Annotated in this window: 18 protein-coding genes and 6 pseudogenes; 10 read left to right on the top strand and 14 right to left on the bottom strand. The window is 65.6% G+C overall.

The annotated features are described in order from the left end of the window. Positions 1-26: 26 nt before the first annotated feature. From ACQVLG_RS29925 to ACQVLG_RS29910, 4 genes are read right to left on the bottom strand one after another with little or no spacing between them, the layout of a single operon-like run. Entirely contained in the window at positions 27-305 is a 279-nt protein-coding gene (locus tag ACQVLG_RS29925; RefSeq protein ID WP_474292171.1) for a phage tail protein, read from the bottom strand. A 38-nt stretch (positions 306-343) separates the two neighbouring features. Next, entirely contained in the window at positions 344-562 is a 219-nt protein-coding gene (locus ACQVLG_RS29920; RefSeq protein ID WP_474292170.1) for a phage tail protein, read from the bottom strand. Positions 563-592: 30 nt separating this feature from the next. After that, positions 593-835 carry a phage tail protein gene (locus ACQVLG_RS29915; protein WP_474292168.1) on the bottom strand — a complete coding sequence of 81 codons (243 nt, stop codon included), beginning with the start codon at positions 833-835 and terminating at the stop codon, positions 593-595. An 11-nt stretch (positions 836-846) separates the two neighbouring features. Continuing rightward, positions 847-1,128, bottom strand: coding sequence for a phage tail protein (locus ACQVLG_RS29910; RefSeq protein WP_474292166.1), 282 nt, complete (start codon positions 1,126-1,128; stop codon positions 847-849). Positions 1,129-1,664: 536 nt separating this feature from the next. Here ACQVLG_RS29910 and ACQVLG_RS29905 point away from each other — a divergent pair. From ACQVLG_RS29905 to ACQVLG_RS29880, 6 genes and pseudogenes are all read left to right on the top strand, one after another. Next, positions 1,665-7,427: a beta strand repeat-containing protein gene (locus ACQVLG_RS29905; protein ID WP_474292165.1), complete on the top strand. Its 5,763-nt coding sequence runs from the start codon at positions 1,665-1,667 to the stop codon at positions 7,425-7,427. Positions 7,428-7,449: 22 nt separating this feature from the next. Beyond that, positions 7,450-7,971, top strand: a complete 522-nt coding sequence (locus ACQVLG_RS29900; RefSeq protein WP_474292163.1) for an Ig domain-containing protein — start codon at positions 7,450-7,452, stop codon at positions 7,969-7,971. Further along, positions 7,934-8,503 carry an Ig domain-containing protein gene (locus ACQVLG_RS29895; protein WP_474292162.1) on the top strand — a complete coding sequence of 190 codons (570 nt, stop codon included), beginning with the start codon at positions 7,934-7,936 and terminating at the stop codon, positions 8,501-8,503. The genes ACQVLG_RS29900 and ACQVLG_RS29895 overlap by 38 nt, the downstream gene beginning before the upstream one ends. Next, positions 8,467-8,922 (top strand): Ig-like domain-containing protein, encoded by a 456-nt coding sequence (locus tag ACQVLG_RS29890; RefSeq protein ID WP_474292161.1) that lies wholly within the window; start codon positions 8,467-8,469, stop codon positions 8,920-8,922. Before ACQVLG_RS29895 ends, ACQVLG_RS29890 begins: the two co-directional genes overlap by 37 nt. Positions 8,923-9,422: 500 nt before the next feature. Then, positions 9,423-9,923: pseudogene (locus ACQVLG_RS29885) on the top strand (autotransporter outer membrane beta-barrel domain-containing protein); the annotation flags it as partial. Beyond that, positions 9,859-10,383 (top strand): autotransporter domain-containing protein, encoded by a 525-nt coding sequence (locus tag ACQVLG_RS29880; RefSeq protein ID WP_474292159.1) that lies wholly within the window; start codon positions 9,859-9,861, stop codon positions 10,381-10,383. The pseudogene ACQVLG_RS29885 and the gene ACQVLG_RS29880, both read left to right, overlap by 65 nt. A 66-nt stretch (positions 10,384-10,449) precedes the next feature. Here ACQVLG_RS29880 and ACQVLG_RS29875 read toward each other — a convergent pair whose 3' ends face one another. After that, positions 10,450-10,917, bottom strand: a complete 468-nt coding sequence (locus ACQVLG_RS29875) for a hypothetical protein (RefSeq protein WP_474292158.1) — start codon at positions 10,915-10,917, stop codon at positions 10,450-10,452. 50 nt (positions 10,918-10,967) lie between these two features. Between ACQVLG_RS29875 and ACQVLG_RS29870 the strand changes: the two genes are divergently transcribed. After that, positions 10,968-11,390: a hypothetical protein gene (locus ACQVLG_RS29870; protein WP_474292157.1), complete on the top strand. Its 423-nt coding sequence runs from the start codon at positions 10,968-10,970 to the stop codon at positions 11,388-11,390. Positions 11,391-11,596: 206 nt separating this feature from the next. Here the strand turns inward: ACQVLG_RS29870 and ACQVLG_RS29865 are convergent, their stop codons facing one another. From ACQVLG_RS29865 to ACQVLG_RS29825, 9 genes and pseudogenes are all read right to left on the bottom strand, one after another. Next, positions 11,597-11,899: a hypothetical protein gene (locus ACQVLG_RS29865; protein ID WP_474292156.1), complete on the bottom strand. Its 303-nt coding sequence runs from the start codon at positions 11,897-11,899 to the stop codon at positions 11,597-11,599. Then, the gene (locus tag ACQVLG_RS29860; RefSeq protein ID WP_474292155.1) at positions 11,893-12,222 is read right to left on the bottom strand and encodes a hypothetical protein; all 330 of its coding nucleotides are present in this window, start codon (positions 12,220-12,222) and stop codon (positions 11,893-11,895) included. The genes ACQVLG_RS29865 and ACQVLG_RS29860 overlap by 7 nt, the downstream gene beginning before the upstream one ends. Before the next feature lie 216 nt (positions 12,223-12,438). After that, positions 12,439-13,098, bottom strand: a complete 660-nt coding sequence (locus ACQVLG_RS29855; RefSeq protein WP_474292154.1) for a hypothetical protein — start codon at positions 13,096-13,098, stop codon at positions 12,439-12,441. A gap of 295 nt (positions 13,099-13,393) precedes the next feature. Next, positions 13,394-15,482 (bottom strand): annotated as a pseudogene (locus ACQVLG_RS29850) (methyl-accepting chemotaxis protein). Between the two features lie 57 nt (positions 15,483-15,539). Further along, positions 15,540-16,329: pseudogene (locus tag ACQVLG_RS29845) on the bottom strand (TorF family putative porin). A 240-nt stretch (positions 16,330-16,569) separates the two neighbouring features. Further along, a complete protein-coding gene (locus ACQVLG_RS29840; RefSeq protein WP_474292153.1) occupies positions 16,570-16,983 on the bottom strand; it encodes a hypothetical protein in 414 nt (137 codons plus the stop codon). A gap of 63 nt (positions 16,984-17,046) precedes the next feature. Beyond that, a complete protein-coding gene (locus tag ACQVLG_RS29835; RefSeq protein ID WP_474292152.1) occupies positions 17,047-18,072 on the bottom strand; it encodes a helix-turn-helix transcriptional regulator in 1,026 nt (341 codons plus the stop codon). A gap of 81 nt (positions 18,073-18,153) precedes the next feature. Then, entirely contained in the window at positions 18,154-19,254 is a 1,101-nt protein-coding gene (locus tag ACQVLG_RS29830; RefSeq protein WP_474292151.1) for a GGDEF domain-containing protein, read from the bottom strand. Between the two features lie 109 nt (positions 19,255-19,363). Next, positions 19,364-20,074 carry a FadR/GntR family transcriptional regulator gene (locus ACQVLG_RS29825; protein ID WP_289904132.1) on the bottom strand — a complete coding sequence of 237 codons (711 nt, stop codon included), beginning with the start codon at positions 20,072-20,074 and terminating at the stop codon, positions 19,364-19,366. A gap of 140 nt (positions 20,075-20,214) precedes the next feature. Between ACQVLG_RS29825 and ACQVLG_RS29820 the strand changes: the two are divergent. The 3 pseudogenes from ACQVLG_RS29820 (at position 20,215) to ACQVLG_RS29810 (ending at position 23,165) form a co-directional block, all read left to right on the top strand. Beyond that, a pseudogene (locus ACQVLG_RS29820) lies at positions 20,215-21,007 on the top strand ((Fe-S)-binding protein). Next, a pseudogene (locus tag ACQVLG_RS29815) lies at positions 21,004-21,724 on the top strand (LutC/YkgG family protein). Before ACQVLG_RS29820 ends, ACQVLG_RS29815 begins: the two co-directional pseudogenes overlap by 4 nt. Continuing rightward, a pseudogene (locus ACQVLG_RS29810) lies at positions 21,721-23,165 on the top strand (LutB/LldF family L-lactate oxidation iron-sulfur protein). The pseudogenes ACQVLG_RS29815 and ACQVLG_RS29810 overlap by 4 nt, the downstream one beginning before the upstream one ends. The last annotated feature ends 71 nt before the right edge of the window (positions 23,166-23,236 follow it).

The following is a 23,236-nucleotide window of genomic DNA, read 5'->3' as shown; positions in this document are numbered from 1 at the left end:
GGCTGCGCTAGCTAGCTTGCTGGCTGTTATTGCTGCGATGGGAAAATGCCTGCCCATGCGATGCAAAATGACGCTGTCAGGGTTGGCATGGTGTTCGCGTGCGGCAGGTTGCCGCCTGTCGCGCCCGTGGCGGTGGTTGCCAGTGCATAGGCGGTCAGCCCGGTCAGATCGCTCGTGTACATCTTGTCGTTATTCGACGGGGCAGTCAGCAGCAGGTTGGCCGCCGGCACATTCGCCGTCGCCAGGGTGCTGTTCACATTGTACGGGTGCGTATGCGAAGGAAGCTGGGTGGCAAGCAGGGTCACGGATTCGCTGCCGCTTCGTTGCCCCAGGGGCCGGTTGCTCAGGCCGGGACCGGTACCCATATGCAGGGGAACCTGGCCGCGCAAGTCGGGCACGGCAAAAGTGTGTTGACGCCGTCGCCGCCGTAGGTGGTGCCCAGCAGGGTGTACAGCACTTCATTATTGGCGATCGGTTTCAGGCTGCCGTCGCAGGCGAACCAGCCGCTGGGAATGCGGGGAAAGGCAAACAGGCGAATTTCGCCGACATAGGGTGTGGTCATGACTATGCTCCGTAAGAGGTGGCTGATTCGTTAGTTGCGCGACGGGAAGATACCGCTCAAGGCGATATTGAAGTTGATGACCGAGAACGGCTGCATATTGTTATGCGCCTGGTTGCCGCTGGTCAACGCAAGGGTCTTGCTGGAGAGGGTGACTTGCGGGCCCGCCGAACCGTAGATGAATTCCGCGCCGCTGCCGCCAAACAGGGTATTCGTGGGGTTTTTCGAAGTGCCGGGCGTGGTCACCGTATTGGCCGCATGCGTGTGCTGTGGCATCTCGGTCGATATCAAGGTGACAGCCTCGACCCCCACGCGCGCGCCGATCTGATAGGGCGTGGGTTGCCAGGAACCATCCAGAACGAACTGCCTGCACCGACAGGGGTACTGCCTTGCAAGTCAGGCAAGGCAAAGGTGGTACTGCCATTGCCGCCGTAATACGTGCCCAACAGTGCGAACAGCGCCTGATTCTGCGCAACTGGCAGCAATTGCCCGTTACATGCTGCAAAGCCACGCGGCGCAAAATTGAAACCGCCCATCATGATTTGTCCTAGATACACATCAGCCATCATCGTTCTCCCACGGTTGGAATGTCATTAAATTTCAAATGAGCAATATTTTCCATTTGCAATCAATATTGCGTTTTAAAAAACCCTTTTTGTTATAGTTACTTTATTGAAATCTCGGGGTAGCATACGTTGTCATATGGCAAGCGTCAACATCTGTTGGCACTGTAGAAGAGCTCGGAATGGACCTTGCTGGCGGCCTGAAATCACGTTCTTTTTTGTCTGAAAAATTCTGTATTGGAGAAACTATGTTGCGTATTTGCAACGGTGTCGTCGCCCGCCCGGTATTTGCTTTTCTGCGTTCTTTTTTTGTTGGGAACCAGGGACGAATGCCAAACCGTGCCGCTGACAGGTCGCCAGTCTCGGGCCTTTTCGTGCACTGGTTCGCTTCGCTGTGCCTGGTGATGCTGGGACTCGTCGCAGGTCCTGCACAGGCGGATCCGGGTGATCCGAGCACGAAATGTATTCCCAATCAGAGAAGTTTTACCGTCGCATCAGGAGCCCCCTATGTGATTGATTTGTCTGCCTGTAGCGAATTTGGTTTGACGGAAAATATCCCCGGCGCGCAGCACGGCATGATTACCGGCCTCGTCGGTAACGGTACCGGTATTGCGACCTATATTAATAATGGCGACGGGGCCTTGTCCGACAGCTTTGTTCTGTGGGACGAGGACAGCAAGGCCGTGACTTTCACGGTGACTGTCCTGCCTCCCGCGGCAGCCTTTAGCGTGTCGCCGGCCGGTTTGACGGCACCCGTGATTGGCGTGCCGTACAGCCAGGCCATGTCGGCGAGCGGTGGCGTGGCTCCCTATACCTACGCGCTGGATACTGGAACCTTGCCACCTGGCATCACCGTGTCATCGAGCGGCGTAATTTCCGGCACCGTGACGGCGACCGGCGCCTATGTGTTCGGCGTCAAGGTGACTGATTCGACGGCAGGCACGCCGCTGACCGTCACCAAGAACTATTCCGTGTCGATCGCCATACCAATCTTGTCCATCACGCCCACGGTCCTGTCGGCGGGAGGATTGTCGACGCCCTACAGCCAGCAGATGTCCACTTCGAATGGCACCGCGCCCTACACTTACGTGGTGGAATCGGGCAGCTTGCCGCCGGGCCTGACCTTGTCGAGCAGCGGCCTGGTTTCGGGCACGCCGGGTAGCCTGGGTACCTTCAATTTCGTGATCAAATCGACGGATGTCACTGGCGGCAACGGACCGTACAACACGTCCAGAAGCTACTCCATGGTGATCAACGCCACCCCGCCGCCGACCGTGACCGGCATCTCGCCGACGGCAGGCCCCACCGGTGGTGGGACCAGCGTGATTATCACCGGTACCAATTTGACGGGCGCGACGGCAGTGAAGTTCGGCGCCACCAATGCCAGCGGCTTTACGGTCAACAGCGCCACGCAGATCACGGCGACGGCGCCGGCGGGCAGCGCAGGCACGGTGGACGTGACCGTCACGACTGCCGGCGGCGGTAGTACCACCAGCGCGGCCGATCAATTTACCTATGTCGGCGCGCCAATTGTGACCAGCATTTCGCCGACCGCGGGTCCCACCACTGGCGGTACCACGGTCACCATCACCGGCACGCGCTTTACCGGCGCTACAGCCGTGACCTTCGGCGCCACGGCCGCGACTGGCTTTACGGTCAACAGCGCCACGCAGATCACGGCTACGGCGCCAGCCGGTTCCGGCACGGTGGATGTGCGCATCACCACGGTGGGTGGCACCAGCGCCACCAGCGCCGCAGACCAATTTACCTTTGTGGCAGCGCCGACGGTGACAAGCATTTCGCCCACTGCGGGGGCGGCAGGCGGCGGCGCCACGGTCGTCATCAGTGGCACGAACTTTTCCACCACGACGGCGGTGACCTTCGGCGCCACGGCGGCGACCGGCTACACGGTCAATAGCGCCACGCAGATCACGGCCACGGCGCCAGCCGGCGCGGGGACGGTCGACGTGCGCGTCACCTCGGCTGGAGGTACCAGCGCCACCAGTGCCGCCGATCAATTTACGTATGTCGCGGCCCCGGCGGTCAGCAGCATTTCGCCGACTGCGGGCCCGACGGGCGGCGGTACTTCCGTCATCATCACCGGTTCGAATTTTAGCGGTACAACGGCGGTGACCTTCGGCGCCACGGCGGCCACCGGCTTTACGGTCAACAGTGCCACGCAGATCACGGCGACGGCGCCCGCCGGCACCGGCACGGTGGACGTGCGCGTCACCACGACTGGCGGCACGAGTGCCACCAGCGCGGCGGACCAGTACACCTTTGTGGCGGCCCCGGCGGTGACGAGCATTTCGCCGACTGCCGGTCCGGCAACCGGCGGCACCACGGTCACCATCACGGGCACGGGCTTTAGCGGCACCACGGCGGTGACCTTCGGCGCCACGGCGGCGAGCGGCTTTACGGTCAACAGCGCCACGCAGATCACGGCGACGGCGCCAAGCGGCACGGGTACGGTGGACGTGCGCGTCACCACCATTGGAGGCACCAGTGCCACCAGCGCGGCGGACCAGTACACCTTTGTGGCGTCCCCGACGGTGACGAGCATTTCGCCGACTGCCGGTCCGGCAGCCGGCGGCACCACGGTCACCATCACGGGTACGGGCTTTGGCGGTACCACGGCAGTGACCTTCGGCGCCACGGCGGCGAGCGGTTTCACGGTCAACAGTGCCACGCAGATCACGGCGACGGCGCCAAGCGGCACGGGTACGGTGGACGTGCGCGTCACCACCACTGGAGGCACCAGTGCCACCAGCGCGGCGGACCAGTACACCTTTGTGGCGTCCCCGACGGTGACGAGCATTTCGCCGACTGCCGGTCCGGCAGCCGGCGGCACCACGGTCACCATCACGGGTACGGGCTTTGGCGGTACCACGGCAGTGACCTTCGGCGCCACGGCGGCGAGCGGTTTCACGGTCAACAGTGCCACGCAGATCACGGCGACGGCACCATCCGGTTCCGGCACGGTGGACGTGCGCGTCACCACGACGGGCGGTACCAGCGCCACCAGCGCGGCCGATCAATTTACGTATGTCGCGGCGCCAACGGTCAGCAGCATTTCGCCGACTGCAGGGCCGACGGGCGGCGGTACTTCCGTCATCATCACCGGTTCGAATTTTGGCGGCACAACGGCGGTGACCTTCGGCGCCACGGCGGCCACCGGCTACACGGTCAACAGTGCCACGCAGATCACGGCGACGGCCCCCGCCGGCACCGGCACGGTGGACGTGCGCGTCACCACGACGGGCGGCACCAGCGCCACCAGCGCGGCCGATCAATTTACGTATGTGGCGGCGCCGGCGGTCAGCAGCATTTCGCCGACTGCGGGGCCGACGGGCGGCGGTACTTCCGTCATCATCACCGGTTCGAATTTTAGCGGCACAACGGCAGTGACCTTCGGCGCCACGGCGGCGAGCGGTTTCACGGTCGACGGCGCCACGCAGATCACGGCGACGGCGCCCGCCGGCACCGGCATGGTGGACGTGCGCGTCACTACGACGGGCGGCACCAGCGCCACCAGCGCCGCCGACCAATTTACGTATGTCGCGGCACCGGCGGTCAGCAGCATTTCGCCGACTGCAGGGCCGACGGGCGGCGGTACTTCCGTCATCATCACCGGCTCGAATTTTGGCGGCACAACGGCGGTGACCTTCGGCGCCACGGCGGCCACCGGCTTTACGGTCAACAGCGCCACGCAGATCACGGCGACGGCGCCCGCCGGTTCCGGCACGGTGGACGTGCGCGTCACCACGACGGGCGGCACCAGCGCCACCAGCGCGGCCGACCAATTTACGTATGTCGCGGCGCCGGCGGTCAGCAGCATTTCGCCGACTGCGGGGCCGACGGGCGGCGGTACTTCCATCATCATCACCGGTTCGAATTTTGGCGGCACAACGGCAGTGACCTTTGGCGCCACTGCGGCCACCGGCTTTACGGTCAACAGTGCCACGCAGATCACGGCGACGGCACCAACCGGTTCCGGCACGGTGGACGTGCGCGTCACCACGACGGGCGGCACCAGCGCCACCAGCGCGGCCGATCAATTTACGTATGTCGCGGCGCCAACGGTCAGCAGCATTTCGCCGACTGCGGGGCCGACGGGCGGCGGTACTTCCGTCATCATCACCGGTTCGAATTTTGGCGGCACAACGGCGGTGACCTTCGGCGCCACGGCGGCCACCGGCTTTACGGTCAACAGTGCCACGCAGATCACGGCGACGGCCCCCGCCGGCACCGGCACGGTGGACGTGCGCGTCACCACGACGGGCGGCACCAGTGCCACCAGCGCGGCCGACCAATTTACGTATGTGGCGGCGCCGGCGGTCAGCAGCATTTCGCCGACTGCGGGCCCGACGGGCGGCGGTACTTCCGTCATCATCACCGGTTCGAATTTTAGCGGTACAACGGCGGTGACCTTCGGCGCCACGGCGGCCACCGGCTTTACGGTCAACAGTGCCACGCAGATCACGGCGACGGCGCCCGCCGGTTCCGGCACGGTCGACGTGCGGGTCACCTCGGCTGGAGGTACCAGCGCCACCGGCGCGGCCGATCAATTTACGTATGTCGCGGCGCCGGCGGTCAGCAGCATTTCGCCGACTGCAGGGCCGACGGGCGGCGGTACTTCCGTCATCATCACCGGTTCGAATTTTGGCGGCACAACGGCGGTGACCTTCGGCGCCACGGCGGCCACCGGCTTTACGGTCAACAGCACCACGCAGATCACGGCGACAGCGCCCGCCGGTTCCGGCACGGTGGACGTGCGCGTCACCACGACGGGCGGCACCAGCGCCACCAGCGCGGCCGACCAATTTACGTATGTGGCGCCGCCAACGGTCAGCAGCATTTCGCCGACTGCGGGCCCGACGGGCGGCGGTACTTCCGTCATCATCACCGGTTCGAATTTTAGCGGCACAACGGCGGTGACCTTCGGCGCCACGGCGGCCACCGGCTACACGGTCAACAGCGCCACGCAGATCACGGCGACGGCCCCCGCCGGTTCCGGCACGGTCGACGTGCGCGTCACCACGACGGGCGGCACCAGCGCCACCGGCGCCGCCGATCAATTTACGTATGTTGCGGCACCGGCGGTCACCGGCATTGCGCCAGCGGCAGGTCCTGCCACTGGCGGTACCAGCGTCACTATTCACGGCACCGGTTTTGCCGGCGCGACGGCGGTGACCTTCGGCGCCACGGCGGCCACCGGCTACACGGTCAACAGCGCCACGCAGATCACGGCGACGGCCCCCGCCGGTTCCGGCACGGTCGACGTGCGTGTCACCTCGGCTGGAGGTACCAGCGCCACCGGCGCCATCGATCAATTTACGTATGTCGCGGCACCGGCGGTCACCGGCATTGCGCCGGCGGCAGGTCCTGCCACTGGCGGTACCAGCGTCACTATTCACGGCACCGGCTTTGCCGGCGCGACGGCGGTGATGTTCGGCGCCTCGGCAGCCACTGGCTTTACGGTCAACAGCGTCACGCAGATCACGGCGACGGCGCCAGCCGGTTCCGGCACTGTCGATGTGCGCATCACTACCATTGGCGGCACCAGCGCGGCGGTGGCAGCGGATCAGTTCACCTATGTTGGTGCGCCGGTAGTGAGCGGCCTGTCGCCTGCGGTCGGGCCAACGACGGGCGGCACCAGCGTCACCATTCACGGCACCGGTTTTACCGGAGCGACGGCGGTGACGTTCGGCGCCACGGCAGCCACCGGCTTTACGGTCAACAGCGCCACACAGATCACGGCCACGGCGCCAAGCGGTACAGGCACGGTCGATGTGCGGGTTACCACGACGGGCGGTACCAGTGCTGCCAGCGCCTCGGACCAGTTCAACTATGTGGCGGTACCGGCGGTCACCGGCATTGCGCCTGCTTCCGGTGCCATCACTGGCGGTACTAGCGTGGTCGTCACCGGCACGGGTTTTGGTGGCGCCACGGCGGTGCGATTCGGCGCTACGGCAGCCACGAGCTTTACGGTCAACAGTGCTACGCAGATCACGGCCATCAGTCCATCGGGCAGCTTGGGCGTGGTGGACGTGAAAGTCACTACAGTTGGCGGTACCAGTGCCAGCAGCGCGGCGGATCAATTTACGTATATCCCGACCGGCGTCATCACGTTTGCGACACCGGCCGCGGCATCCGTTCCATTGGGGAATAGCTTGACCAACGTGGCGACTTCCAGCCTCGCGGGTGGCAGCTATGGTGCCCTCAGCTATTCCAGTTCGAATGCGGGCGTGGCCACCGTCAGCAGCGTTGGCGTCATTACGCCCGTGGCCGCTGGGTACCAGTAGCATTACTGCGACGCAAGCCGCAGTGGCTGGCGTAAATACCCAGGCAACGCAAAGCTATACCTTGACGGTGACGTCCGCGATGGATATCACGCCAGCCAGCTTGCCGGGCGCGACAGTTGGTACGGCCTACAGCCAGCAACTGACGGCCAGCGGCGGTATTGGACCCTATGCGTTTGTGGTCTCCGGTAGCGTACCAGCCGGCATGGCGCTTAGCGCCAGCGGTGTGCTGAGCGGTACGCCAACGGCAGCCGGCAGTTTTGCGCTGACTGTAAAAGTGACGGATACACGCCAGTTCACGGCAACAAGAAACTATACCTTGCCAGTGACTTCGGCGACACTGGCTCTGACGCCAGCCAGCTTGCCCAATCCGACGGCGGAAGCGGCTTACAGCGCCAGCGTCACGGCAGCGGGCGGCACGGCGCCATATAGTTATGCCGTGGTTGGTGTCTTGCCCGTCGGCCTGAGCCTGAATGCGGCCACTGGCGTGTGTGTCCGGCACGACGAACGTGGCTGGCAGTTTTCCGTTCAGCATCAAGGTCACTGATAGCAGCACAGGCGTGGGCGCGCCGTTCAGCGCGACCAACGCCTACACCATGACGGTTGCGGCACCGGCCCTGAGCCTGGTCCCGGGCAGCCTGGCGGCGATCCGTGCCGGCGATGCCTACAGCCAGCAGTTCACGGCTGCCGGCGGTGTCGCGCCGTATGCGTATTCGGTCAGCAGCGGCGCCTTGCCTGCCGGCTTGGCGCTCGATGCCGCCAGCGGCTTGCTGAGCGGCACACCGACCGCGTTCGGCAGCTTCAGCTTCACCGTGCAAGCGAAGGATGCGCACCAGTTCACGGTGCAGCAGGCGCTGACGCTGCAGGTGAACCAGGCGCCGCCGCCGGTGCCCAATGAAACGGCGACCACCTCGGCCAACCAGGAAGTGAGCCTGACCATCGCTTCCACGGATGGCAGCCCGATCACGGACGTGACCATCGTCACGTCACGCCGCCGCAGCACGGGCGCGTCACGGTGGTCTCGAGCGGTGCCTCGGCGCGCATGGCGCGCGCCGTCGCCGGTGCGAGTTTCAAGGTGACGTATGTGCCGGATGCCAACTACTTTGGTCCGGACAGCTTCAGCTACACGGCGACGGGTCCGGGCGGCACCTCCGCGCCCGCCACGGTCAGCGTGACGGTGGCGCCGCAGCCGGTACCGGTGCCTGTGGCCAAGACGGCGACGGTACTGGCCGGCACGCCGGTGACCCTGCAGGTGACGCAAGGCGCCACCGGCGGTCCGTTCACGGCGGTGGCCATCACCACGCAGCCAGCCAGCGGCACGGCGGCGGTCAATGGCCTGGACATCGTCTACACGCCCGGCATCAACACCAGCGGCGACATCAGCATCGGCTACACCGTCTCGAACGTGTTCGGCACCTCGGCGCCGGTGACGTCGACGATCAGCGTCAATCCGATGCCGCAGGTGGCCAGCCAGAGCGCCACGGTGGTGGCCCCCTGACGGTCACCGTCGACCTGACGGCGGGTGCCACGGGCGGCCCGTTCACGGCGGCGAATGTCCTGAGCGTCGCGCCGGCCGAGGCGGGCAAGGCGGTGGTGCGCGACGTGGGCACGGCCGGCAAGCCGTCGTACCAGCTGAGCTTTGCGGCTTCGGGCAAGTTCGCCGGCGCGGCGGTGGTCAGCTACACCCTGAGCAATGCGTATGCCACCTCGAAGCCGGGCGTGGTCAACGTCACCGTGACGGCGCGGCGCGACCCGTCGCTCGATCCGGAAGTGATCGGCCTGCAGGCGGCGCAAGCCGATGCTGCGCGGCGTTTCGCCAGCGCGCAGCTGTCGAACTTCACGCAGCGCCTGGAAAGCCTGCATGGCGACGGCTGGGGACGCTCGACCTTTGGCCTGAGCCTGACGCCGCCGAACGACAGCGGCAATCCGACGGCGGCGCTGGCGCGCTGGCAGGAGCAGGAGGCGGACCGCGTGTTCGGCACGGCGGTGAAACCGTTCATGCGCAAGGCGGCCCTACGCCAGCCTGACGCCGGTTTCAGCAGCGAGCGGCAGCAGGCCGATGTCAGCCAGGCCACGAATGGCTTGCCGGACATGCCGCAAAAGCCGGACACGCAGAAGCAGGCGCTGGCGCTGTGGCTCGGCGGCGCGGTCGATTTCGGCCAGCATTATGTGAATGGCCGCGAGACGGGCTTCCGCTTCCGCACGAATGGCGTCAGCGTGGGCGGCGATTACCGCCTCAGCGACCTGGCGACCCTGGGCGTGGGCGCCGGTTTCAGCCATGACCGCAGCGACGTGGGCCAGAACGGCAGCCGCAGCACGGCCGACAGCGCCGTGGCGGCCGTGTATGGCAGCCTGCGTCCGAGCAAGGGCGTCTTCCTGGACGGCGTGCTCGGTTACGGCACCCTGCAGTACGACGCCTCGCGCTACCTGAGCGATGGCAGCGGCTTTGCCACCGGTGAACGCGACGGCAAGCAGGTGTTCGGGGGCGCTGGTGGGCGGCATCGAGATGCGCCAGGAAACGTGGATGTGGTCGCCGTATGGCCGCGTGGAACTGATGTCGGCCAAGCTCGATCCGTACACGGAGAAGGCGGCGGGCATCAACGCCCTGAGCTACTTCAAGCAGACGGTGCGTTCGCGCATCGGCGCGCTGGGGGTGCGGGCCGAGGGCATCTATGTCGGTGGCCTGGGCACGTGGTTCCCGCGCGCGCGGCTTGAGTACCGGCACCAGTTCCAGGGCGCCGATGATGCGCGCCTGGCGTATGCGGACCTGGTGGCCGACGGTCCCGTGTACGTGATCCGCACGGTGCCGCAGCAGACGGGCAACTGGACGGCGGGGCTGGGCGTGAAATTGCTGCTGTCGAACGGCATGACCATCACGCTGGACTACAACAGCAATCTGAATATCGATAGCGGGCGTACCCAGTCGGTGATGTTCGGGATCGCCATGCCGCTCAGGTAATCAGTCGGCCTTCAGGCTAGCCCTGATCGTCGGCCCGGAGTCCATCCGGTCCGGCGATTTTTTTTGTCACAGCGTCCAGGGATGGTCTTCTGCGCCGGCGACGATGCCGCCCAGCACGGCCTGGTCGCGTTCGGCATGGCTTTGGCGCAGGAACACGGGCAGGTCGGCCGCCAGGCGCGCGAAGCGGGCGTCGCGGCACAGGGGGCCGGCGCCCAGCGCACGCGTGGCCAGGTGCAGCACCAGGGTGGCGGCATCTTCCACCGCCAGGCGCAGGCGCAGGGCCAGGGCCATCGCATCGCTTTGCGGGTGCCGGTCGATCTCGGCGGCGCCTTCGCGCAGCAGGGCGCCCACGGCGCGCAGCGCGCAGTCGATCTGCCCCAGTTGCGCCAGGCGGACGGGGTCGGGGGTGGCGTGCTGCGCGCGCGCATGCAGGTGGCTGGCGACGGCGCAGGCCGCGCCATACCAGGCGGCCGCGATGCCGGCGTTGCCGTGCCAGAAGCCGGGGCGGGCCAGGTACGCGCCCGGCGCGCCCACGGGAAAGGCGCGCGCGGCAGAAAAAAAGTCACGTCGACGCTGGCGCAGGCATGCATGCCGACGGCTTGCCAGCCTTCGTCCGTGACGTGCACGCCGGGCTGCGCCAAGGCCACCGAGGCGAGGCAGGCCTGGTGCTCGTCGTTCCAGCAACTGAGCAAGGCATGGCTGAGGCCCTGCGCCCCGGCACACCAGGCCTTGCGGCCGTCGAGCACATGGCGGCCATCGGCCGTCTGCCGCAAGCGGACGCGCGCGCCCGGCAGATCCGCGCACCAGACACCCCAGCTGCTGCCGGCCGGCACGCTGGAGCCGCCGATCTCCGCCAGGATGGCGAGCGCATCGGTATGGCCTTCATACAGCTTGAGCAGGGAGAGGTCGACGGCGGCGATGGCGGCCAGCATTTGCCAGCGCTGCAGGGTGGCGCCGTGGCCGGGCGGGGGCAGCTGGTCCAGTCCCGCGTCGCGCAGCCGGCTTAAACCTTCGATGGGGTGGAAAGTGCCGTCCTGCGGCTGCAGCAGGGCATCCAGCGTGGCGTGGGAGGGCAGGGAGAAGGTATGCTTCGACATGGCAAGCTCCTGTTTTTTAACAGGATAGCTTTTTATTTTTGCAATGTCTGTTTGATTTTACACAGGCAGCCGCGAACGGCCACGATTCCATGACGTGGCCGCAGCAAATCATGCATTTACTTTTTCACGTAGTGCAAGTCCAGGACATACACGCCTTTTTTCGGGTCCAGCACTACCGAGTACAGGTCGTTGCCGCGCAAGGACAGGCCGCCGGGGACGCTTAGCGCCGGCTGCATGCCTTCATCCCACATGCACGATTCGCCATTGTCGACATTGACGCACCACTGCTGTATGTTGTCTCGCAGCACATATTGCACGCTGGTGCCGCTGCGCTGGAAGGTATAGGCCGGAACCGACGAGGTGATCTTGTCGACGCGTAAGCTTGTTGCCGCGGCATTTTCCGCCAGCTTGATCAGCATGTCGGCCGTACCGTCCGGTTGCCGGTGATCTTCGCGCTCATGGCGTCCGTCGCGACCACGGGGCCGGAGCAATCGGCCTTGAAGTAAGTTTCGCCGGTCGGCGTCAGTTCCAGCGAACCGCTGCCGTCGCTCTTGAACGCGATGACGAGCACTTGACGGTCGTGATCGTCGCACGCGGATTGCCACGTGCCGATATACGCGGCCAGTGGCGAGGTGCTGCCGGAATCGCCGGCAAGCTGCTGTGTCGTGCTGCCGCCACCGCCACCGCAGCCGCTCAGGAGTGCCGCCGCCGAGCCGGCCAATACTGCCAATAGTTTTTTCATGCAGAGTCCTTTTTATCCGGCAGCGGTGCGTGCCGTAAACGCGGCCTCATTATAGAAGTCTTAATGGGCGGCAATTCTCACTGAATCTATCGCCGACTTGATTTAGATCATGTCGCGGCGATGCACTGAAATGGTTTGAGGGAATGATGGGAGGATGTGGTGTAACTGGTGCGCATTGCGCCGTTCACGCGGCGCAATGGCTGATTATCGGCTGATTTATTGTTTTACATAGTGCATATCGAGCACATAAGCGCCGTCTTTTTCCATCACGGTAAATAATTCGTTGCCGCGCAGATAAAAGCCGCCCTTGCCACTGACTGCCTGTTGTATGCCGGTATCCGCGATGTCCGTGGTGTCGCCACTGCCATCAGTGATGCGCCAATGGGGTTTGCCATCGACCAGCACCGTGGTGACGGCCGGGCCCGTAAACTGGATGGTGTGGGCTGGCAGCGACGATACGACCTTGTCGATGCGGATGTCCGAGGCCGGGCTGTCCGCTGCCAGCTTGAGCTGAATATTGCCAGTACCGTCTGGCGTTGCGGTAATTTTCTCGCTCGTCGTTTCCGTGAATTGCACGGGACCGCTGCAATCGGGAGTGCCGAAGGTTTCGTCGTAGGTCGACATTTCCAGGGCGCCGCTGCCATCGCTTTTGAGGGCCACGACGAGGCGCTGGCGCGCTTGGTCTTCACAAGCGGGTTGCCAAGTACCAACATAAGCGGCCAGTGCCGGTGGAGGCGGGGGCGCGACCACCACTGGTGGCACAGCTACGGCAACACTACCGCTGCTGCTGCTGTTACCACTATCGCTACCACCACCACCGCAGCCAGCCAATGCCACTGTGCCCGATACCATTAATACAGTCCAAATTTTTTTCATGCGTAATTCCTATAAATTATCAGCCGGCTGGAGGCCATGCCGTATGCGCGGCGATATTATAGAGGAAATGCATATCTTATTTTTTTTGAAATCTGAAGTTGGCCGCAATGCTTGTATTGAAAGTGCGGCCATTGAATGGCGGCGAGAAGAATCAGGCGGGTGCCGCGCATAATCATGAATGAAGCATGTATTTATATGGCGGCATATAAAGAACGCTATTGCCATTGCGAATGCGGCGGGTGCAGATAGTACCGGCGCCTGAGAATGGCGCCGGCCGCCGCCAGAGATGGCCGGCTTAAAATTCTTCCCAGTCATCGCCTGCCGGTGCCTTGGCCGGCGCATGCTGCGCCGCGTGCGGCTTGGCAGCGGCCAGGCGCTGGGCCGGTGGCGCCGTCTTTTGCGGCGCGGCGCGCGGCGTTGCCACGGCTGCCGCCGGCGTTGCTGTCGGCGCCACCTGGCGCTGCTGCTCGCCCAGCTTGAACACGCTGACCACCTCGGCCAGGTGGCTGGCCTGGTCTTGCAGGCTTTCTGCGGCCGCTGCCGCTTCCTCGACCAGGGCCGCGTTTTGCTGCGTCACGCCATCCATTTGCGCCAGCGCCTGGTTGACCTGGGCGATGCCGTCGCTTTGCTCGGTGGTGGCGACGCTGATGTCGGCCATGATGGCGGTCACCTTGCGCACGCTGTCGACCACTTGTTCCATAGTGGCGCCCGCCTCATCGACGAGCTTGCTTCCGGCCGCTACCTTGCCCACGGAATCGTCGATCAGCAGCTTGATTTCCTTGGCCGCGGCGGCCGAGCGCTGCGCCAGGTTGCGCTTCCGTGGCGACGACGGCGAAGCCGCGCCCCTGTTCGCCCGCGCGCGCCGCTTCCACGGCCGCGTTCAGGGCCAGGATATTCGTCTGGAAGGCGATGCCATCGATGACGGAAATGATGTCGACAATTTTATTGGACGAGTCATTGATCGACGTCATGGTCTCTATGACCTTGCCGACCACTTCGCCGCTCTTCTGTGCCACACTCGATGCGGAGGCGGCCAGTTGATTCGCCTGGCGCGCGTGGTCGGCGTTTTCCTTGACGGTACCCGTCAGCTCTTCCACCGAGGCGGCCGTTTCTTCCAACGAACTGGCTTGCTGTTCCGTGCGGGCCGACAGGTCATTATTGCCTTGCGCAATTTCCGCGCTGGCGCGGGCCACGTTGTCGGCACTGGCTTGCACTTGCAGCAGCACGGCGTGGATTTTTTCCACGAACTGGTTGAAGCCCTTGCCGATGACGGCCAGCTCGTCCGTGCCCTTGACTTCCAGCTTGACGCGCAGGTCGGCGTCGCCGCTGGACAGGTCCGTCATGGTGCGGCCCAGGGTGCGCAGCGGGCGCGTCAGCTGGTTGACGACGAGGATCAAGATGCCGGCCGTGGCCGCCGCGCACAGCAGGGCGACGATCAGCGTGTAGATCATCAGGTCGCGCGCCGAGGCGGTGGCCACGCTTTTCGGGAAATTCAGCTCCACGCTCCACGGCGCGATATCGGGGTGGATCTGCAGCGGCTGCAGCAAATGGATATAGCCCTTGTCGTCCTCGTATTCATACGCCTGGCCCTGGCGCACCTTTTCCAGGCCGGCGGCCGGCACGTCGTCCGCCTTCTTGCCCAGCCGTTCAGGCACGGGGTGGCTGGCGTACAGGCCGCCGTTCGAGATCAGGGCCAGCTTGCCGCCCTCGATCACTTTCAGGCCGGCCAGGATTTTCGCCAGGCGCGTGAGCATGAAGTCGGCGCTGGCCGTGCCCTTGAAGCTGCCATCGATCATGATGGGCGCCACCAGCGAAGCCATCAGCACATCCTTGCCGTCGACGGGGTAGATGTACGGTTCCGTAAAGAAAGTCTTGCCCGTGCGCTTGGGCACGTCGTACCAGTCGTTGGCGCCCGGTTTCGGGTCGAAGACGATGGGTTCGACTTGCAGCTTGCCGCCGGCGCCCCGCGTCCAGTAGGGCATGAAGCGGCCGCTGGCGTCATAGTTCGGCTTCTGATTGGCAAATTCCGCATCCTTGCCGTCGAGCGCGTTCGCTTCCCACGTCACGGCCGCGCCCAGCAAGTCTTCCGAGCTGGTCAGCGTCGCCTTGGTCAGTTCGTTGATCTGCTCGCGCTGCAGGGGCAAATTCGCGCTTTTGGTGCCGCGCATGGCGCCGGCCAGGCTGGAGACGCTCGACAGGTTGCTGGCGATGCGCGCCTGCAGCGCGCCGGCCACTTCGCGTGCCGACGTGCGCGCCAGTTCCAGGGCGGCCGCTTCGGCGCTGGCGCTGCTCTTGTAGCCGATCACCGCCGCCGTGACGCCCAGGCTGAGGACGGCGAGCGCGGTGGCGGCGACGCAGATTTTACTGTTCAGTGATAGTTGCATGATGCTGTTCCTTGGTGGGGAGAGGTATCGGTGTCTCGGGCGTCGCGGGTAGCGCGCCTAGAAAGTCTTGCTGATGGCCAGCACGAAGGTGGCCGCGGCCGGGTTCGAGGTGTCGAACCGGCCGGCCGCATCCGGGATGCCCAGGGTGTAATGGTCATAGGCGTCGGTGGCGCCCCAGGCGCGCGTGAGGGCGGCGCTGGCGCTCCAGCCGCCGTCGAGGGTTTTGGTGACGCCGGCCTTGGCGTCGCGCCAGTTCCACATGGCGTTGCCGTTGCCTGCCACACGGCCATTGCCTGCGTGCAAGTTCAAGGTCCAGGCATGGCCCAGGTCGATGTTCGCGCCCACGTCGAGATAACCGGTGCCGCGCGCATTGGTGATGCCAAAGAAGTCGCGCGTGACGGTGCGGTTGTACTTGGCGTACAGCATTGTAGCTGAGGCCCAGCGACAGCTCGCCATAGTCGTACTTGACACCAGTGGCGCGGTAGACGGCGCCCGGATACTTGTAGTAATACGCGAGCACGCTGTAGCCCAGTTCGCCCACCGTGCCGCCGTAGCCGCCGTACAGGTCCCATTCGACCGTGGCGTCCTGGATATAGCGGTCGCTGACGGTGGAAGCCCAGGTGCCGAGCGACCAGCCGCTGGGGTGCGCATAGTCGAGGCCCGCCTGCAGGGCTGGTTTGCCCCAGGTCTGGCGAAAGCCGCGCGAGATGTATTGCGAGGTCAGGCTGGCATTGGCGCTGAAGGTGGCGGCAGTGCTGTCCGCGGTCTGCGCCTGCACGGGCACGCTGGCCAGCAGGAAGACGCAGCCCAGCAGGGATGTTCGAGGAAAATGGCGGTACGATGGCATGGCAGTCGGCTCCGTATTTGCAGGCAGCGGCCGTCCAGGCGCGTTGCCCTGATGGTTGCGATAAAAATGCGGAAAGGACTTTATTGGGAGCAAGGCGATGCCGTCAGCATGCTCGCGCGAACATGCACACATTCTCACCAAACGTAACTGAAAGGATAGGGGGTGGGGCTAGTGGAAGTCAACAAAGTTGCGCTATGGAAATCGTAAGTTGTTGTTTCTCGGCACTTTTTCATGCGCCTGTTAGATTCCCGGTCTGCCACGGCTGGCTGCCTGTTGCAGGCGGGCCAGCAAGCCGGGCAGGGCCGCGTGCAAGGCCGGCAAGTCGGCCGCCGGCAGCTCGGCCTGCGTTTCCACCAAGCTAGATGGCTGGCCCCAGACGACCTTGGCGCTCAGCCGGGCGCTGGCGTCGAGTCCCGTGACGCTGACCAGCAGGGCGACTTCTTCCGGGGCATCCTCGGGCACGTCCTCGAGCAGGCAGGAAATGCCGAAGTGATAATCCTGGAAGGCGCTGGCCGTGCCGCTGGAAAAGGCGAAGACGGAGGCGAGCACCCGTGGCGCCGCGGCCGCCAGTGGCGGCAGGGCGGCGCGGAACAGGGGCAGCAAGTCGTTTTCCAGCTGGCGCACCAGCGGATGAGTATGGCTGAGGACGGTCATGTGCGGACGAAAGGAGTGGCGGCGCGCGATGGTAGCAGTTTTCGCCGCCGCCGGGGGCCGCCGTCAGGCGGCGTAGCGGCTGGCCATGCTGGTGATGGTGCTTTTCATCTGTTCGCGCAGCGCGGCCGGTGCCAGCACTTCCACGCCATCGCCCAGGCCCAGCAGCCACCATTGCAGTTCGCGCGTGTTGGGCACGGTGGCGCTCAGGTGCAGCGAGCCGTCCTCGCGTTCCTGCAATTGCTGATCCGTGCTCAGCGGCGTCTCGTACAGGTGTTCGCCGCTGCGGCGGGCAAACACGGCTTCGAGCAGCAGCGGTTCGCCATCGCGGATGCCCATGGCGCCTGAGGCGATATACGCGTCGATGTCGAAGCCGGGCTGTTCGCGCGCGGGCAGGTAGAGCATTTCCGCCTGCTGCACGCGCGTGTGCAGGGCCAGGGTGCGCACATCGTTGTACCCGGCGAACAGGCATACCAGATAGAGCAACTGACCGCGTTGCACGATGGCCAGCGGATGGACGGCATCATAGCTGACGGGATTGTCGTTGTCGCGCTTCTTGTAGCTGAGCTTGAGCTGGCGGTTCTGCATCAGCGCTTCATACACGGTGCGCTGGCAAGCTTCGTCGATGACGGGCGCGAGCAGACGCTGCATGGGGGCGATGACGCGTATCTTGCCCAGCCAGGCGGACGAGTTGGCACGCTCGCTGGTGGCGCTCAGGGTCTGGCGCGCCGCGCTGAAATATGGCTGCATGCTGTCGAGGGTGGACGGCGGCAGCGCATGGCGCATGTGCTGTTCCATCAGGGCCAGGGTCAGCGCGGCAGGCGTCGACAGGCCCGGCATGTCCATGCGCGCCGCGTTTTCCATCCAGCACCAGCCAAACGGCTTGCTGTCGGCTGGGTTGGTCAGCGGAAAAATCTCGGCCAGGTCCAGCAGCAAGTCGCGCTGGATGGTGCGCAGGCCGATGGCAAAGTCGATGGCCTTGAGCTTGTCGTGCAACTCGTTGGCGGTGATGGTGCGAGGCGCCGGAGGTATCAGGCGCAGCATTTGCCATTGGCGCATGATGGTGGAGGGACGGGGCGCGTGTTCAGACATGGTGGTTCCGTTCTATTGAATGGCAGGATGTGTACTGATGAGTACATAAGTTAACGAATGGTAACATTGATTCGATGGCAATTACAGGGCGTCCAGCATGGTGGCCCTGACGCAATTGCGCCCCGCGTGCTTGGCCTGGTACAGCAGGCGGTCGGCGGCAGCGACCAGGGCGGCAGCGCCGGGCGCCTGGCGGCCGGGTGCGCACGCGACGGACGCCACGCCGAAGCTGGCCGTCGTCCCGATGTGCTGCAACAGGCCGGCGCGCAGGCGCTCGGCCAGGCGCACGCCGCCTGCCAGGTCCGTTTCAGGCAGGATCAGCAGGAACTCCTCGCCGCCGTGGCGGACCACGCTGTCGATGCCGCGGCGCGTGGCGTTGCCGAGCAGGGCAGCAAAGGTGCGCAGCACGTCATCGCCGGCGGCATGGCCGTGGGCGTCGTTGACGCGCTTGAAGTGATCGAGATCGCACAGGATGGCCGTCAGGCACAGGCCATGGCGTTGTGAGCGCGCAAGTTCGGCGCCCAGCAGGTGCTCATCGAGGTAGCGGCGGTTGTAGCAGCCGGTCAGGTGGTCGCGCATGGCTTGCTCGGTGAGCCTGGCGTGCTGCAGGACGTGCGCGCGGCGCTGGCGCAGCTGGCCATGGCCGGCACACAGACCGGTCAGGTTGAGCAGCATCAAGGTGGCGGCGCTGCCGGCCTGGAGCTCGTCCTGCAGGCCGAGCCAGGCCAGGCTTGCCACGACGGCCAGGCCGGCACCGCCCAGCAGGTGCCGCGTGATGCCCGCATAGGGTGCGGCGAGCAGGATGCAAAAGGCGGTCGCATGCCAGCCGGCGTCGGTTTCGCGCAAGGCATAGCAGAGCAGGAAGACGAGCAGGTCCAGCGCCAGCAGCGCGGTGCCGGAGGCGGCGCGGCCAGGCTGTGCGCCAGGCGGGCGCAAGGCGCGCAACAGCATGGCCAGGATGGCCAGGCAGCAGGCCAGGGCCAGCGGCCAGCCGGCGGGCGGCAACAGCGCGGCGGCAAAGATGGCGCTGGCGCCGGCATGCAGGACCAGCAAGGGCCAGGCGTGCGTCCCGCAGGCGGAAGCCGGGCGCGGAGGCGCCGCTTCCTGTTGCGGATCGTGCAAGCGCGCCGGCAAGGGAGGCGGCGCCGGCTTGCGGATATCGTCAGTTGCATGGTGCAAATGCATGGAAACCTGTCGGATAGCGAATCGGGATCCCATTCTTGCCCGGCCCTGCGACAAGCCGCGACGCATCGCGCCGCCATGCTGCCTGTTGGATTGGTCCTACCAGTGGACCTTATTCGTCGCTGGTGACGCGCGTGCGCACGAAATCGATGTGGCCTTGCATGGCCGTGCGCGCTTCCTCGGGCTGGCTGGCGCAGATGGCCTCGCACAGCGTGCGGTGCTGCGACAGCAGTTGCAGCGAGGTGGCCTCGTCCTGCTGGCGCAAGCCCGTGCCATTGATGGTGATGTGTTCGCGCAGCATGCCGATGATGCTGGTGTGCAAGTGCAAGAACATGGTGTTGTGCGACGCTTGCGCGATGACTTCATGCAGCCGCGCGTCGGCTTGCGCCTCGCCGTGCTTGTCGTCGCTGGCGCGTGCCTGTTCCAGCTCGGCCAGCAGCGCCATGATCTGCGCGCGCTCGTCGCCGCTGGCCCGCTGCGCCGCAAAATAAGCCGTCGCCCCTTCCAGCACGCGGCGAAATTCCAGGATGTCGTCGCGCAGGGCGGGGTGGTCGGCCACCAGCTGGCTCCACGGCGACGCCATGCCGGTGCGCAATTGATCCGTCACGAAGACGCCGGCGCCGCGCCGGCTGCGCACGAGGCCCCGTGCCGCCAGCCGCTGCACCGCTTCGCGCACGGTATTGCGCGAGACCGCATATTGCTGCGCCAGCAGGCGTTCGGCCGGCAATTGCGCGCCCGCCGGCAAGCTGCCGTCCAGCAGGGCGGTTTCCAGCCTGCGCATCACCATCTCGACCCTGCCCCGCGTCTGCATGCCTGTCGCCATCGCTGTCTTCCGGTGTTGTTTTAAAGTGGTCCGAGCAATTTGAAGTGGTTCTCGGAAGCTGGAATTATGCGTGAACCAGTCATTCTTAACAACACACAGCGGCGCCGCAGCAACACACAGAGCGCCGGGGAGACACACTCATGCAGCCAGACCCGCGCCAGCCGCGTCATTACCCGCCCGCACCGCTCCAGGTGTACCTGTTTGCCACCTGCCTGGTCGACCTGTTCGTGCCGCAGGCGGGGCTCGACGCGGTGCGCCTGCTGGAGCGCGAAGGCTTGCTGGTGCACTATCCGCGCGGCCAGAGCTGCTGCGGCCAGCCTGCCTACAGCAGCGGCAACCCGGAGCAGGCGCGTGCCGTGGCGCGCGCCCAGCTCGACCTGTTTGCGCAGCCGTGGCCCGTGATCGTGCCGTCCGGTTCCTGTGCCGGCATGATGCGCCACCACTGGCCGCAGCTGTTCCAGGACGACCCCGTGGCCGGCCCCAAGGCGCAAGAACTGGCCGGACGCGTGTATGAACTGAGCGAATTTCTCGTCTGCGTGCTCAAACTCGACCTGGCCAGCCTTTCTGGCGCCGGGCAGGCCGATGAAAACGTGGTGCTGCACACCTCGTGCGGCGCGCGCCGCGAAAATGGGCACGCGCACGCACGGCGTGGTCCTGCTCGACGCCTTGCCCGGCGTGAGGCGCATCGAACACCAGCGCGAATCGGAATGTTGCGGCTTCGGCGGCACGTTTTCACTAAAACATCCGGACATTTCCGGCGCCATGGTCAGCGACAAGATCGCCTCGGCCTGCGCCACGGACTGCGACCGGCTCGTCTCGGCCGACTGCGGCTGCCTGCTCAACATCGGCCACGCCGCGCAGCACCAGGGCGCGCCGCTGCCCGTCGAGCACCTGGCCAGCTTTTTGTGGCGCCGCACGGGAGGTGCGGCATGAGTACGGCATTGACTGCCCGCGAACGCATGCTGGGCCGGCTGCGCGCCGCGGCACCCTCCGCGCCCGAAGCGGTGGATACCATCGATACCGCCATCGACAATCACTACCAGGCCCGTCGCGCTGCCGCGCCGCTGCCGGCACGGCACAGGATAAGCGCCATGCAGGCAGCCTTGCGCGCTGCGCACGCGCAGGTCGACTGCGTGAGCGTGGACGCCTGGCCGGCCCTGCTGGCGCAGCGCCTCGGTGAACACGGCGTGCGCCGTTTGCTGCTCGATGCCGGCAGCGCCGAAGGACAGGCAGGCCTTGCGCGCCGCCTTGCCGCAGTGCGTGGCAGCGCTGTCTTTTGAGCGTCCGCTGGCGCAGTGGAAGGGCGAATTGTTCGACACGGTCGACGCCGGGTTTACCGTCGCCCGTTCCGGCATCGCCGCCACGGGCACGCTGGTCATCGCGCCCGACGCGGCCGCGCCGCGCACGGTGTCCCTGGCGCCGCCCCTGCACATCTGCCTCGTGTATGCGAGCAGCCTGCACGTGGACTTGCACGCGGCGGCGCGCGCCGAGCGCTGGTCGGACGGCATGCCGTCCAACCTGGTGCTGGTGTCGGGCCCCTCGAAAACGTCGGACATCCAGCAAACCCTCGCGTATGGCGCGCATGGCCCGCGCTGGCTGTGGGTATTGATCATCGACGACCTGTCAGCCCACGAAGGAGGCCAGCCATGAACGCCAAGCCCTTGCAATTTGTCAAACCTGCAGACTTTCACGCGCGCGCCCGCGCCGCGCTCGACGACCCGAAGCTGCGCCAGAGCTTTCGCGGCGCCATGGATTTTTTGCAGGACAAGCGCACGGCGCAATTCCCCGACGGCGACGAGCTGGAACGCCTGCGCGACATCGGCGAAGCCGTGCGACGGCATGCGCTGGCGCGCCTGCCCGATTTGCTGGTGCAGCTGGAAGAGCGGCTGACGGCGGCCGGGGTGCAGGTGCACTGGGCCGAGGATGGCGAGCAGGCCAACGCCATCATCCACGCCATCGCGCAAAAGGCCCAGGCGACGCGCTTCATCAAGGGCAAGTCGATGGCCAGCGAGGAAATCGAGCTCAATCACTACCTGGAAGGGCGCGGCATGACGTGCCTGGAGTCGGACATGGGCGAGTACATCGTCCAGCTGGCCGGCGAAAAGCCGTCGCACATCGTCATGCCGGCGATTCACAAGACCAAGGCCGACATCGCCGGCCTGTTCGCCGAGCACATTCCCGACGCGCCCTACACGGAAGACGTCGACAGCCTGATCCAGACGGGCCGGCGCGCCCTGCGCCAGGCTTTCGTCGAGGCCGACATCGGCCTGTCGGGCGTGAACTTCGCGGCGGCCGACACGGGCACCCTGTGGCTGGTGGAAAACGAGGGAATGGCCGGCTGACGACGTCCGTGCCGGAGGTGCACATCGCCATCATGGGCATGGAAAAGGTGGTCGCCAAGCTGGAACATATCGTGCCGCTGGCCAGCCTCCTGACGCGCTCCGCCACCGGGCAAGCCATCACCACGTATTTCAACCTGATTTCCGGCCCGCGCCGGGCCGGTGAGCTCGATGGGCCGCGCGAAGTGCACCTGGTCTTGCTCGATAACGGCCGCAGCCAGGCCTACGCGGACGAGCAACTGCGCGCCACCCTGCAATGCATACGCTGCGGCGCCTGTATGAACCACTGTCCCGTCTACACGCGCATCGGCGGCCACGCCTACGGCACCACGTATCCGGGGCCGATCGGCAAGATCATTTCGCCCCACTTGCTGGGGCTGGACGCGACGGCCGACCTGGCCACCGCATCGAGCCTGTGCGGCGCCTGCGGCGAGGTGTGCCCCGTGCGCATCCCGATTCCGCAGCTGCTGGTGCGCCTGCGCACGGAGGCGAACCGCAATCCGGATGAACAGGTGGCGCATCCGCTGCGCGGACAGGGGGCCAAGTTCAGCCGCGGCGAAAGCCTGATCTGGCGCTTCTGGAGCGGCGCTTTTGCGCGCCCCGCCAGCTACCGCCTGTTCCGCTGGGCCGCCACGCGGCTGCGGCTGCTGACGCCGCGCGCGCAGCTGGGCTGGACGCAGCACCGCAAGCCTTTACAACCGGCGCCGCGCAGCCTGGCCGACCTGCTCAATGCACGGGGACAGGAAGAATAGCGACGCCCCGCCACACCGCAAAAAACACGCTGCACACAATTACATCAAAAGCCGTTTTTTACTTAACCCGC

The organism is Janthinobacterium sp. TPC_1, from assembly GCF_056037845.1.
The sequence above is the reverse complement of the archived record's forward strand: the minus strand, read 5'-3'. Positions and strand labels throughout refer to the sequence as shown.